General features: G+C 53.7%; 16 protein-coding genes. 4 read left to right on the plus strand and 12 right to left on the minus strand.

Features of this window, described 5'->3' with window-relative positions; all coding sequences use genetic code 11:
- Nucleotides 1-676, minus strand: a 676-nt coding sequence (locus tag SPV1_RS13395; protein WP_040882027.1) for a multicopper oxidase domain-containing protein, incomplete at its 3' end; no start/stop codon positions are given.
- A gap of 190 nt (nt 677-866) precedes the next feature.
- On the opposite strand from SPV1_RS13395, the gene SPV1_RS13400 reads away from it, so the two are divergent.
- On the plus strand, nt 867-1,055 hold the full coding sequence (locus SPV1_RS13400) for a hypothetical protein (protein WP_009851770.1): 189 nt from the start codon (nt 867-869) through the stop codon (nt 1,053-1,055).
- A 77-nt stretch (nt 1,056-1,132) separates the two neighbouring features.
- On the opposite strand, the gene SPV1_RS13405 is transcribed toward SPV1_RS13400, so the two are convergent.
- The 4 genes from SPV1_RS13405 to SPV1_RS13420 are packed head-to-tail and all read right to left on the minus strand — an operon-like array spanning nt 1,133 to nt 3,279.
- On the minus strand, nt 1,133-1,597 hold the full coding sequence (locus SPV1_RS13405; protein ID WP_009851771.1) for a hypothetical protein: 465 nt from the start codon (nt 1,595-1,597) through the stop codon (nt 1,133-1,135).
- Entirely contained in the window at nt 1,590-2,162 is a 573-nt protein-coding gene (locus tag SPV1_RS13410; RefSeq protein ID WP_009851772.1) for a thioredoxin family protein, read from the minus strand. Before SPV1_RS13410 ends, SPV1_RS13405 begins: the two co-directional genes overlap by 8 nt.
- Nucleotides 2,156-2,668 carry a cbb3-type cytochrome c oxidase subunit I gene (locus SPV1_RS13415; protein ID WP_009851773.1) on the minus strand — a complete coding sequence of 171 codons (513 nt, stop codon included), beginning with the start codon at nt 2,666-2,668 and terminating at the stop codon, nt 2,156-2,158. The genes SPV1_RS13410 and SPV1_RS13415 overlap by 7 nt, the downstream gene beginning before the upstream one ends.
- Nucleotides 2,665-3,279, minus strand: coding sequence for a c-type cytochrome (locus SPV1_RS13420; protein ID WP_009851774.1), 615 nt, complete (start codon nt 3,277-3,279; stop codon nt 2,665-2,667). The genes SPV1_RS13415 and SPV1_RS13420 overlap by 4 nt, the downstream gene beginning before the upstream one ends.
- A 102-nt stretch (nt 3,280-3,381) precedes the next feature.
- Between SPV1_RS13420 and SPV1_RS13425 the strand changes: the two genes are divergently transcribed.
- Nucleotides 3,382-3,795, plus strand: a complete 414-nt coding sequence (locus SPV1_RS13425) for a hypothetical protein (RefSeq protein ID WP_009851775.1) — start codon at nt 3,382-3,384, stop codon at nt 3,793-3,795.
- Nucleotides 3,792-4,163 (plus strand): hypothetical protein, encoded by a 372-nt coding sequence (locus SPV1_RS13430; protein ID WP_009851776.1) that lies wholly within the window; start codon nt 3,792-3,794, stop codon nt 4,161-4,163. The genes SPV1_RS13425 and SPV1_RS13430 overlap by 4 nt, the downstream gene beginning before the upstream one ends.
- A 151-nt stretch (nt 4,164-4,314) precedes the next feature.
- Here the strand turns inward: SPV1_RS13430 and clpB are convergent, their stop codons facing one another.
- The 7 genes from clpB to SPV1_RS13465 all read right to left on the minus strand — a co-directional run bounded on the left by clpB (nt 4,315) and on the right by SPV1_RS13465 (nt 12,379).
- The gene (clpB, locus tag SPV1_RS13435; protein ID WP_009851777.1) at nt 4,315-6,924 is read right to left on the minus strand and encodes an ATP-dependent chaperone ClpB; all 2,610 of its coding nucleotides are present in this window, start codon (nt 6,922-6,924) and stop codon (nt 4,315-4,317) included.
- A 118-nt stretch (nt 6,925-7,042) separates the two neighbouring features.
- Nucleotides 7,043-7,438: a hypothetical protein gene (locus SPV1_RS13440; protein WP_009851778.1), complete on the minus strand. Its 396-nt coding sequence runs from the start codon at nt 7,436-7,438 to the stop codon at nt 7,043-7,045.
- On the minus strand, nt 7,435-8,847 hold the full coding sequence (locus SPV1_RS13445; protein WP_009851779.1) for a sigma-54-dependent transcriptional regulator: 1,413 nt from the start codon (nt 8,845-8,847) through the stop codon (nt 7,435-7,437). The genes SPV1_RS13440 and SPV1_RS13445 overlap by 4 nt, the downstream gene beginning before the upstream one ends.
- A gap of 2 nt (nt 8,848-8,849) precedes the next feature.
- Nucleotides 8,850-10,193 carry an ATP-binding protein gene (locus SPV1_RS13450; protein ID WP_009851780.1) on the minus strand — a complete coding sequence of 448 codons (1,344 nt, stop codon included), beginning with the start codon at nt 10,191-10,193 and terminating at the stop codon, nt 8,850-8,852.
- A 7-nt stretch (nt 10,194-10,200) separates the two neighbouring features.
- Entirely contained in the window at nt 10,201-11,100 is a 900-nt protein-coding gene (gene dapA / locus SPV1_RS13455) for a 4-hydroxy-tetrahydrodipicolinate synthase (protein ID WP_009851781.1), read from the minus strand.
- 101 nt (nt 11,101-11,201) lie between these two features.
- Nucleotides 11,202-11,525 carry a YajD family HNH nuclease gene (locus tag SPV1_RS13460; protein ID WP_009851782.1) on the minus strand — a complete coding sequence of 108 codons (324 nt, stop codon included), beginning with the start codon at nt 11,523-11,525 and terminating at the stop codon, nt 11,202-11,204.
- Between the two features lie 44 nt (nt 11,526-11,569).
- On the minus strand, nt 11,570-12,379 hold the full coding sequence (locus tag SPV1_RS13465; protein WP_018294091.1) for a hypothetical protein: 810 nt from the start codon (nt 12,377-12,379) through the stop codon (nt 11,570-11,572).
- Between the two features lie 143 nt (nt 12,380-12,522).
- On the opposite strand from SPV1_RS13465, the gene efp reads away from it, so the two are divergent.
- Nucleotides 12,523-13,083 carry an elongation factor P gene (efp, locus tag SPV1_RS13470; protein WP_009851784.1) on the plus strand — a complete coding sequence of 187 codons (561 nt, stop codon included), beginning with the start codon at nt 12,523-12,525 and terminating at the stop codon, nt 13,081-13,083.
- The last annotated feature ends 90 nt before the right edge of the window (nt 13,084-13,173 follow it).

Consider the following 13,173-nt stretch of genomic DNA (forward strand, 5'->3'; position numbering starts at 1 on the left):
ACATTGCGCCGCCAGCACCAAAGAAGCGTACGCGCACCACATCACCGGTTTTCAGGCGAATCGGTTGGGTATATGGAAATGAACGCCCGTTGACTGAAAAGTAATCCTCAACATCGTATGGTGTTGAACCTGTACCGTATTTATCCGCATTGGCGGATTCCCAGGTAGAGAGCATCATCAACACATTTTTAGTCACTGTTTTTTCCAGCGCAGTAGGATTGGCCGGATCAATGATAATCGGCCCCCACATCCCGCGTATACCCACATGCTCATTTACATTCACATGGCAGTGATACCACAGTGTACCCGGTCGATCCGCTTTTATTTTATAAGTAAAGGTCGTACCCGGCTTGATAGGCTCCTGGGTAATACCCGGCACGCCATCCATTCGCCAGGAGTTCATCTGATGGAAGCCGTGCCAGTGAATGGTATGGGCCAGTGACGTATTGTTGGTAACATGAATAACGAGGTCATCACCCTCTTTAGCATGAATAAGAGGACCGGGAACCTGACGGTTAAATGCAAACACCTTGTAGTTAAGGTCAGGAGCAACGGGAAGCGTCACCTCATCAATGGTCATATTCATTTCGCGGGTCTCCGCCTGAGCGGTCGACACCATTGCCAACCAGGCAAATGCCAGCATCAACAATGAAACTAGTTTGCTAAACGTTATCATTATAATCCTCCTCCTCTGAGCCTCCTTAATTATTAAGGAAACTTAATATTAATGCAAACCTTAGCCATATTGCCTAAAGATGTAAAGAGGATATATAATTGAAGAGTGACACCTTAAACTACAGACATAACGCCCGGCTTCATCGCATGCAGTGCTTGCCAGCGCTGGCGCGGGAAATCATCATACGGACATGAAAGAGTTACTCGTTTACGGCACCAGTGGCATCGCATCCCTGTTTATTTTCGGCTATTGCGTGCATATCTTTGTAGGAGGCCTGGTCAGTGAGCAGACCGAGATCATACTCATCGGAGCCGTCGTTACACTCGGCGCTGCCGCTATCGCCTGGCTGGCATGGGACACTCTGCGCCGCAGCCGCTGACCTAAAGAGATTCATTTATCAAAGGGGTGCCAGAAGCACACGCTGACTAACGCGCCTCTAGATCGCCCGGCACTCGTTTATTTATAGCGTTCGAGTGCCTTTTCGATCGCCTGAAAAGTCTCCTCATCAAACTGCTTGCGATGGAAGACGTACTGGCACTTAGCACCCTGGTTATCGGTACCAGTCAGGCCGAATGATTTACCCGCATGATCGGTAAAGAAACGAATCTCTTTCACCAGCGCTTTGACATTACCGTTTTTCAATGTCAGTCGGATACGCTCACGATTAATATCCAGCGCGACCGGCGCTGTCGGGTGAATGAGCAGGCGCCGCATAATCCGACCGCCACCAACCATCAGAAAGAAAAAACCAAGAAACATCAAGCCGTAACCCATCCACGCCTGATCATCACCGGCATACCAGAGCTTCAGCCCCCACAGCAGCAGAAATCCGACTGTCGGCACATACAATACCAGATCCCAAAGCACACCTGCACGATCCGGCTGCAGTCGACACTGCAATTCATCCCAAGGTTTAGCCATTCTGCTTCACTCCACCGTCACTGCCCTGCTTTTGCTTTGGCTCTGCCTTTGGCTTACTCTTCTTTACAGAGGTCACATCAGCCAGCACCGGGTCAATCTCCTGGTACAACATGCGCCCGGGGTAAACTTCCTTCACCACACCGGTCGCATCAATCACAAATGTCCACGGCTCGCCGCGCACCTGAAACGCATCATAGGCTTCCGGATTGTAATACTGATCCATATGCAGAAACTGCACCTGAGGATATTTATCCATCATCGCCTTCAACATCTGCAACTGCTGATCACACTGCGTACAGTGACCCGGCGTGGCAAACTCCAGCACAATCGGCTTATGCTTCTTGAGCGCATCATCAAATGAGATCTGATACATACGAGGATCGGGATAGCGATAACTGGTGATCTTGGACATATCGCCACCAACATCTGCCAGCGTCTTGGTCTTTACTGACGGCGCTTGTTTACCCTCGAGAAAAACCCCGCCGCCACCGACACTGCCGAAATCAGCATTGCATGCCGATAAACCGGCAGCCAGCAACACCAGCAACCCGAGGCGTTTTACCAATTCTTTCTCCAACCGGCACAGGTACGGAAAATATTATAAGCCCAGATACAGTTAGCCAGCAGCACAATAGAGCCGAATATCCCCATCACAGCCAACCAGGGACGCACGAGCAACTCCACATCGGCCGGCGGCAGTGTCTGACTGGCAATACCACCAATAATACCGGCGGTAGTAAAAAACACGACCATGCCAATCAAACCGAAGTTATGTGTCCAGAAATGGACCTTGACCAGTTTCAAACTGTAGATCGGCCGCTTGGCCAATCGAGGTACGACATAGTAGACGGCAGCAAAAATTGCCATTTCCACCCAGCCAAGCAGATTGATATGGGTATGAGCGCGGACAATCAGCTTGCCGAACATGCGGTGATCCACGAAATGGCGAAAATCATGAATCCCTCCCATCAGGGCACCCCATGAAAAACCAATAATACTGTATACAACGCAGGCAAATATGAACCAGAGCGTATATTTTACATACTCTTCATCTTCCCAGGGCTCTCTCATTTTGCCTTGTCTCCTGCATTCTGATTCTGAGCTGGCTTAGGATTCTGCTTGGTACGCACATCCGGATATTTTTCCTGCCACTCCTTTGGCGCCCATGTTTTGGCCATACTGTCGATAAACGGCGAGTCACCCTTAGGCGGTATCGCGGAAGAAGATGAACCCTGATCTGATTTCAACTCAGACAGAAATACGGCAATCGCATGCAACTCTTTTTTCGGCAGCAGCGCCACATAAGCGGCTGAACGCTGGCCGGCACGATGATCCATTGTTACATCGCCGTACGTTTTTTCCGGTTCAGTGAGGAAAGTATAGATCCACTCAGCACTTCGACTCGAGCCAATACCATCAAGATTGGCCGTTCGTCCCATATTGGTACCATTGAGCAGAGCCCGATGACAGGTCGTACAGCCACGAGTGCGAAACAGGGCCGATCCTGTCTGCCCCTCGGGTGACAGATTATCATGAACCCTTGTTTCAAACACAGGCTTATCCGAGCGAGCGATAACGAACTGCATAATGATAAAGGCAATAACAGCAAAGACGACGAAGGCGCCGGCTACGGTGAACAGGATCTTTTCACCTGGTTTGAGTGGTTGTGAGTTTTCAGTCATGGTGCCGCATTATTCCCCATGCCACCCACTTTGCAAGTGGCACAGCCATGCTTGCCAAGCCGACAGCGGTTCATAGCATCGCATCCCCACCGGAGGTCCATTATGAAACGAATCCTGATTTTGTTGATGCTGCTGCCTATGCTCTCCGGCTGCCCGAGCCAGGCCGACCATGGCGATGAGGCCAATAAGCTGGTCACCGCCGCGCATCAGGCCATTATAACCAAAGACTGGCACTCGGTTATACCACTCTACGACAAGGAATTTCTGAGCACCCACTCCCCTGCGGCATGGGAGCGTCAGGTAACGGAAATGACTGCACCAATGGGCAAACTGAACAATATCAAGTCAACATTTGAGCGCTATGACCCCCGCGTTAGTGGCGATTACTACCAGTATGGCTTTATCCTGCAATTTGAACACGGCAGCATCTCCGAGACACTGACCGTATATAAACCCAGCGATAAAGACCCGATGACCATCTCCGGCCACAACCTGAAAATCTTGAGGCACTCATGATAAATCGTGCCACGATTCTGGCGCTCATATTTACGCTGTTGACCCTCAGTGGATGCATGGGCGGCGACAACCCTGTACCTGCAACAACGATCACACAGCTTAATGGTGAATGGTTGCAGGACGACGGATCAGCCCGCGTGCGTTTCTATGAGGATGAGACCGTCAAACTGACGATGCCGGACGAGAAACCGCCCTTGCGCCTGCTATCGATACTGGAAGTAATCAAGGATGACCAGATCGGTTTCGGCGTTAATGATCGCTGGAACGGGCCAGTGCATGTCGTACTTGCCAAAGACGGGCGCTCCCTGCAACTGATTTTCCCGGGCGACCCGGATCGCACGCTGAATTTTCACCTCGCAAGCGAGTAACACACGGCACGAATTCTATGCGCCGTGTATTAACGCTCGGATAACGCTTCAGGCTCAAGCATGCCGGAAAGAATATTCCGGCATGCTCATCAACCACAAGGTCTTCATATAACGAAAACCCAAGGAAGACACTGACCATACACAAGTATGATCAGGCTGCTTGCGCTGGTTCGCAGACGAACTTGAGCCCGCCATCCACCACCTCTACCCGAATCGTGCTGCCGGGCATGGCACTACCCGCAATCAGCAGACGTGCCACCGGCGTCTCCACCTGCTGCTGGATAAAGCGCTTCAAAGGACGGGCGCCAAAGACAGGGTCATACCCCTCACGACCCAGCCACAATGCCGCCTCGGCATTCAACTCCAGCAACACCTGCTGATCTGCCAGACGCTTTTTCAGCTCGGCAAGGAACAGACCGGCAATGGTAGCTACATCCTGCTCTGAAAGCGGCTTGAACAGCACGGTATCATCCAGCCGATTGAGAAACTCCGGCCGGAAATGCGCATGCAGAGCTGTCATCACCTGTGCTCTCGCAGATTCGGAAATATGACCATGCGCATCAATACCACCAAGCAAATAGTCACTGCCTATATTGCTGGTCATGATCACGATCGTATTGAGAAAACTCACGGTACGTCCATGGCTGTCGGTAATACGTCCGTCATCAAGCATCTGCAACAGGATATTGAACACGTCCGGGTGTGCCTTTTCAATCTCGTCGAACAGCAGTACGCAATAGGGCTTACGCCGTACCGCCTCAGTCAACTGACCGCCCTCTTCAAAACCGACATAACCCGGAGGAGCACCAACCAGTCTCGATACGGCATGCTTCTCCATATATTCGGACATATCAATGCGCACCATATTATGGTCGCTGTCGAACAGGGTGCGTGCCAGTGTGCGCGCCAACTCCGTCTTGCCAACGCCCGTCGGTCCCATAAACAGAAAGGAACCAATCGGTTGATTCGGATCCTGAATACCGGCGCGTGCGCGCAGCACGGCATCAGCCACAACCTGTACCGCCTCATCCTGACCAATGACCCGCTCATGCAGCACAGACTCCAGCTTGAGCAACTTCTCCCGCTCACCCTCGAGCAGCCTGGTCACAGGAATACCGGTCCAGCGCGCCACCACTTCGGCGATCTCCTCTTCGCTGACCTCTTCACGCAACAGTGTTTTTTCTGTGGCATTCGCCTCGATCATGGCCAACTTCTTTTCCAGTTCGGGCAGCTTTCCGTAGCGCAGCTCGGCCACCTGCTCCAGCTCATACTTTCGTTCGGCCTGCTCTATTGCCAGACGGGTCCCCTCGATCTGCTCACGCAAAGCGTGCACATCGCCGAGCGCACCTTTCTCGCTATCCCAACGGGAGCGCATGGCATCGCGACTCTCTTTCAAATCGGCCAGCTCACGCCGCAACGCCTTTAAACGTTCGATGCTGGCGGCATCCTTCTCTTTTTTCAGTGCCGTCTCTTCAATTTCCAGACGCATGACCTTGCGCGTCACCTCATCCAGCTCCGCCGGCACCGAATCCATTTCCGTACGAATCGAGGCACAAGCTTCATCCACCAGATCAATCGCCTTGTCCGGCAGAAAACGATCGGAGATATAACGATCCGACAGCGTCGCCGCAGCTACAATTGCCGCATCAGCAATGCGTACGCCGTGATGCAGCTCAAAACGCTCACGCAGGCCTCGCAGGATGGAAATGGTATCCTCAACATCCGGTGCATCGACCTTGACCGGCTGAAACCGGCGTTCGAGTGCTGCATCCTTTTCGATATAACGGCGATATTCGTCCAGCGTGGTTGCGCCGATACAGTGCAATTCACCGCGCGCCAGCATGGGCTTAAGCATATTGCCCGCATCGGCCGACCCTTCGGTCTTGCCTGCACCGACAATGGTGTGTAACTCATCAATAAACAGAATAATCCGACCCTCTGCCTCCTTAATCTCCTTGAGCACCGCCTTCAAGCGCTCCTCGAATTCACCCCGATATTTGGCTCCGGCCATCAGCGCCGTCATATCGAGCGAAAACACGGTTCGCTCCTTCAATCCTTCAGGCACATCACCGGAAACAATACGCTGTGCCAGTCCCTCGGCGATAGCCGTCTTACCCACGCCCGGCTCACCGATCAACACGGGATTGTTTTTGGTCTTGCGTGAAAGAATACGAATGACCGCGCGGATCTCGCTATCGCGTCCTATGACCGGATCCAGTTTCCCGGAGCGGGCCATTTCCACCAGATCGCTGCCATATTTTTTCAGCGAATCGTACTGCCCCTCCGGATTGTCCGTGGTTACTCGCTGGTGCCCGCGCACAGCATCCAGCGCCTGCAGGAAACGCTCTCGAGTAAGCCCCTGATCCGCACATATCCGGCCTGCATCGGTTTTGCTACCTTCATCAATAAAGGCCAACAACAGATGCTCAACCGAAATATATTCATCCTTGAGTTTTGTCGCTTCATCACCGGCATGGACCAGTAGCTGCTGTAAACGCTGGGTGATATACACCTTGTCCGCTTCAACACCGCTACCCTTTACTTTCGGACGCTTAGCCAATACTTGCTGCAATTGCGTCTGCAGTAGCGGCAGTGATGCCCCTGCCTCTTCGAGCAACCGCGGCGCCAAGCCATCCTGCTGGGCCAGCAGTTCAGTCAGCAGATGTTCTCCATCCACCTCCTGATGTGACAAACGCACCGCCAGTGTCTGACTGGCGGCCAGCGCTTCATTCACTTTTTGTGTCATGCGGTTCATATCCATATCTGCACTCCTGATATTACTTACAAGCTATGCCAACCTGCTCATAAGCGCCACAGCTTTCAGTACATCTATGGGGTTTTTCTTCAGTCAATCCAAGTGCGTAACATTCAAACCGCCGTTATTGATGGGGCAGCTCAACAACAATGACGGAGACCCGGGCGCTTGATACCGGATTGGAGTTGGCAATTTCTACAATCAGGTCCTCTGTTCCCTGCGGATTATCAAAGCGACTGTGAAATTCATGATTCCCCGCCGTATAACTACGTGATTGAGCCAGTGTGACCTCTTTCTCGTCATGCACACGTACAACGCGAAAGGTCAACGGACCGGTACTTTCCGATACCAGCGTCACCTCATACACGCCCGGCCGGTTCGGCATATCGAAGAATTCGCGCGACTCCTGAAATGGCGGCACAATGGCATCGCGATAATAGAGGTAATCCTTATCGGAAGCCTGAGCCGGCAATGCCGCAGACAGCAGCACAACCAGCATCGGGTAGAGGAGCCACCTCATGAGTTGTCCGCAACCTCAATATCATATTTGTCACACAGGTAGCGCATCTTGTCCTTGGCACGGTCTCCAAAGCCCAGCCAGCGACCTGCACGGGCCTTGATATGCTGGTTACGTTCCAGCGCCTCTTCCACCAGCTGACGCTCGAAATCAGCGACCGCTTTTTCCGCCCGAATGCCGCTGTCAGGCAACTGCTGCAACCACAACGTCATTGGGTCAACATCACCACTGGCCGGTTGCGGTCCGCTCAGTGAAGGGATCGATTCCACCACATTATCTGCTGCCAGCACCACTGAGCGCTCAATAACATTTTCCAACTCACGCACATTACCCGGCCAGCTGTATCTCTCCAGCTGTTCGAGAACCGGCTCATCAAACGCTTCTATACGCTTGCCGCACATCGCCGCCTTGCGCAGCAGGATCGCATCGGCCAGTAGTGGCAAATCCTCAATGTGCTCACGCAGCGGCGGCACCTCAATTTCCACGACGTGGATGCGATAATAGAGATCGTCGCGAAAAGAGCCTGCGGCAACCCGCTGCTCCAGATCTTCGCGTGTTGAACAGATCAGACGGACATCCGAGCTGATAATCGCGTCGCCACCGAGTCGGGAAAACTCGCCGGACTCCAGCACCCTGAGCAACTTGGCCTGCACCGACAATGGCAAACCGGCCACCTCATCAAGAAACAGCGTACCCCCGCCGGCCCGTTCAAACCAGCCCAGCTTGCGCTTTCCCACACCGGCAAAAGCACCTTTTTCATAACCAAACAACTCAGACTCCAGCAACTGCTCGCTCATAGCTGCACAGTTAATGGCAATAAACGGATGCCCCGATCGCGGACTGGCCTCATGCAGCTTGCGGGCCACCAGCTCTTTGCCTGTTCCTGTTTCCCCACGAATCAATACCGTGGATGGTGCTCCCGCCACTTTTGCAATCACCGCACGCAGCGCCTGCATCGCAGCCGACTCGCCCAACAATTCACTGTTAACGCGTGTCTCCAGTGCCCGGTGCATCTCCTGCTCACGCATGGCCTGCCAATGCGCTTCCATACTGCGATCAATAGTGTTTTTCACCTCGTCCGGATCGAAAGGCTTGCCGAAAAAGTCCTGTGCCCCCAACTTCTGTGCCCGCAGGGCCAGCGCTCGTTCGTCATGGCCGGTAATCACCACCACGGGCGTATCGGGACTTTCACTACGCAGCTTTTCCAGATAACCCATGCCGATCTGCGGATTATCCGGCTCCGGCGGCAGCGCCAGATCCAGCACCACCAGGTCCACGCGATTGCCCGAAAGCGCCGCATCCGCTGCATCCAGATCGCCGGCCTCCAGCACGCAATAATCATCCTTGAGCAGCAGCTTCAGGTTCAAGCGGTTGATATCATTATCATCCACGACCAGCACAGTCCGTTTCATCTCTACTCCTCCTGTTGGTGTCCAGACTGCCACAGCGGCAGACATATGCTGAAGGTGGAACCTTTACCCGCACCCTCGCTTTCTGCCGTAATCGTTCCGCCATGCGCCTCGACAATGCGACGGCTCAGATAGAGACCAATGCCAAGCCCATTACTCTTACTGGTTGCAAACAGATGAAACAGCCGCTGGCGGATAAAGTATTCACTCATGCCTGCGCCCTGATCCACAACCTGAATCTGAGCCATCGGCACATCACTGGCCGTACCAGCTTCAAGCAACCGGGCACGAACGGTAATCACGCCCTGTCCCTGCATGGCCTGAACCGCATTATCATACAGATTTTCAATAACACCCTGCAACAGGTCGGCATCACCCGCTACCGCTGGTAGCGGGTCAAAACACTGGTCAATCGTGATCGCCTCCGGCCACAGGCGATCGCGAATACTTGATCGCAGTATTGCCACCAGATCCAGCGGCGCCAACACCGGTTCAACCGGTGCATTCGGGTCAGACATGCGTTGCATCAGCGTCTGCATACGCCCAGTCACCTTGCGAATCGCAGCCAGCATACGCTGCACGTCCTCATCATCAAGTTTGCCGGAGCCCAGGTGATGGGCAAGAAATGACAGATCATGCAACCGGTTTTTCAAGTCATGTGAGTGGAGTTGCTTGGTCACCCTGGAGAGTGAATCCAGACGTGCCGCTTCCGACTGATGATGCGTCAGCCGTGCATGCTCAAGGCTCATGGCTGCAAACTTGGCCAGCGAGTCCAGACTGGAACGCTCTTCAGCGTCCATGGGAGATCCGTCTATCCGCGGCCCCAGCCACAGCCAGGCCTCACCGGAGGCAGCAGGCAAGGGCAAACAGAGCGCATAGCCCTCATGCCCGCCGGACGCATCATCCGCATCGGTTTTCGGAGCATCGGCTGGAAAGGAGTACCAGCCACCTTCCGGCAGTTGTCTCTCATCGAGCGCCGCATAGCGGCGGTAGCAGACCTTGCAAATACGCTCCAGTAGGGCCCGCTCCACATCCTGTTCCGGCAACTGTGCCAAATCACCCGCGCCGAGCTGACGGATAGCAGCCAGCGTATCGAGCTGATGGCGAAAGAACATACGATCGAGCATGCGCTGCATCGCCTGTACCAGCGGGGCATAACCAAAACCCGCCGCAATAGCTGCAATCACCATCGACCAGAGCGATACAGGCTCACCAGTAAGCGCATAGACCAGAGATTCAGCCAGCATCAACACCAGTGCAAATACGGCAACCGCCACCAGCGTAGCGATAAAATAGGCAAAGGAGTGTACGATGCGCCTGAAACTGAACACCATACGCAATGATGACATTACATGCTCAGCGATCGGCTAACTCCAGTTTCTCGTCCACCCCGGAAAAACCCGCCATCACATCGCGTAACAACTGCAAGGGCGCTCCCGTCAGCGGCAACAGCGGCAGTCGCAATTCATTACTCATCCAGCCGAGTAAATAACAGGCCGCCTTTACCGGTATCGGATTGGACTGCATAAACATCACCTGATTGAGCTGACGCAGGGAAAACTGGGCGACTCTCGCCTGATCCGGTCGGTTGCTACGCATGGCTGCAGTCAGTGCCAGCATGCTTTTCGGCGCGACATTCGAAACCACAGAGATTACGCCATGTCCGCCAAGCGCCAAAAAGGGCATGACCGTGGCATCATCGCCGGAATAAAATTCAATCCGCCCTTCGCAGGCTGCGATGGTATGAACCAGCTGTTCCATATCAGCCGTCGCGTCCTTGATGCCTACGATATTGGCTACATGCGACAACCGCCCCACCGTTTCCGGCAGGATATTTGAGTTGGTACGACCCGGCACATTATAGATCACCTGCGGCAGGTGCACGGCATCGGCAACCGCCTTATAATGATGATAAATACCATCCTGAGTCGGCTTGTTGTAATACGGTGAAATCAGCAGTGCCGCATCGGCCCCCAGATCCTTGGCTGCCTGTGTTAGCTCAACAGATTCGGCAGTGTTATTGCTGCCTGTACCGGCAATCACCGGCACACGCCCGGCAACCTGCTCTACAGCAATGCGAATCACCTGCTTGTGTTCGGCAAACGACAGCGTTGCAGCCTCACCGGTTGTTCCGGCCGGCACCACACCATCAACACCCGCTTCCACCTGTCGCTCCAGATGGGCGCGAAATGCTTCCTCATCTATCTTTCCGTCTGCAAAAGGTGTGACCAATGCGGTCATCGTGCCGTGAAACATGCAAGCCTCCGTGATTGTACGTGCAGAACTATAACCGCTACACGCAATCGAGAAAGCAGATATCTCAGATGGGTGCTGATATTTACATTTTCGACAGGCTCCTAGCTCCGTCCTTTCAACAAGAGATCCAGTCCGGCAAACGGGTTGTGGGTTCCGGCAACCGGTTCTTCACGCTGAATATCCCCTTGCGCATCAGCCTCCATATAGCGTTGATGTTCATTGTCATGACAGTAGATACACAACAGCTCCCAGTTACTGCCATCAGAGGGATTATGATCATGGTTATGATCCTTGTGATGAACGGTCAACATGCGCAACTGCTTGCCGCCAAACTCGCGCGCACAACGTGCGCAAACCCACGGGTAGAGCTTAAGCGCCTGCTCCCTGTAATTATCACCGCTCTCGTACGGCTTTCTGCCTGTCATCCGTACCCTCCGCCAATGCCGCGACTTAAGCGGCAAAGCTGCACTCAGGAAAGTTTATCCAGCCCCTGATATTCTTCAACCTCAACATAGACGCAGGACGGATAGACGGGGCCGACATCGACAATCACCCATGCGTCGCCACGCATGCCGAGCTCCAGATCGAACACATCACCAACCTCAATCATGCCCAGAATCGGAGCGGGCAGGATGACCGGGCCAATCAACTCATCCTGATGATGAAAACTGAACTGCAACGAGTTCTCCGCAAGCGTAGACACCTGAGCATGGCCCTCAACAAAACGGGAAAATCGCTGACCACGCATGCGGGGGGGAACCCCGCCACCGGAGCGAATAAAGTGAAACAGAACCCTCGAAACGCGCGCCACCCGCACGGCCTCCGGCGTCACCTCTTCGAGCACTTCGATGAAGCCCAGGTAGACATCATGCTTCCACCAGCCTCGCGCCAAAATAAAATCAACCCACGCGCGCAGCGTATCGGAATAGGCTTGCAACAATTCGCCATCACTGGTTTCACGCAGGACAAACCAGCCCAGAAAATCACGCATATGCTCCGGATCCAGTGCTTCCAGCGGCAGATTACCCAAATGCCCGACTGCTTCCACATCGCCCTCAAGCAAAGCGCTCATATGATTATCAAGCCCCTCCTCCCAGTCAGCAAAGTCGGCCGGCTCCTCTTCACTCTCCATTTCATTAAACAGATCCGAATAGTGAACCAGATACTGGCTCAACATCTCCAGACACTGATCGGGCGTCGCCTGCGCGTCGGACTTCTCAACTGTATCGGCGTAACGCACAAAGTCGTCTATCGCCGTCTGCACTGTAGTCGGGGACATCATCCCAGCAACCGCAAATGAAACATGAAACCTCCATCATAAAGCGCGCCGATTCTTGCCCGAAAAGCGACAAATGGCTATGTTTGCGACCCATTTACCATATCGCACCGTTTTAATTCGAACAACAATCGAGAGGAACCGCCATGTTAATCAATGTCACAAGCGTTCGCGTTGGCAACATTCTGGAATGGAATAACGCCCTTTGGCGCATTTTAAAAACCCAGCACGTGACACCGGGCAAGGGCGTGGCATGTATGCAGTTGGAGATGCGCAATATCGAAGTCGGCACCAAAACCAACAAACGATTTAACTCCAGCGAGAAAGTTGAGCGTGTCGTGCTGTCACAGCGCGATATGCAGTACCTGTATGCCGACGGTGACGATTATCATTTCATGGATATGGAAACCTACGATCAGATCACGCTTGGCTCCGATATGCTGGAGCATGTATTGCCCTATATGCTGCCTGAGATGCAGGTGACAGTAGAGTTTCACGATGAGCGTCCGCTGAATGTCAGACTGCCGCAGGCCGTCGTTCTGGAAGTGGTGGAATGTGATGCCGCCATCAAGGGCCAGACAGCGACCAGCTCCTACAAACCGGGCGTGCTGGAAACCGGCGCGCCGATTATGGTACCACCATATCTCGAGTCCGGCACCAAGGTTAAGGTCAACACCGAAACCGGGGAATATATGGAGCGCGCCTGATCGCTACAGTTCAGGTGCTTGTCGGTCGATTCAGTGAGGTTTGCCCGGCTCCGGCCACAGCTTCACAAAAAGCCGCTTTGCCTCTTCGCT

Source organism: Mariprofundus ferrooxydans PV-1, assembly GCF_000153765.1.
Classification (GTDB): domain Bacteria; phylum Pseudomonadota; class Zetaproteobacteria; order Mariprofundales; family Mariprofundaceae; genus Mariprofundus; species Mariprofundus ferrooxydans.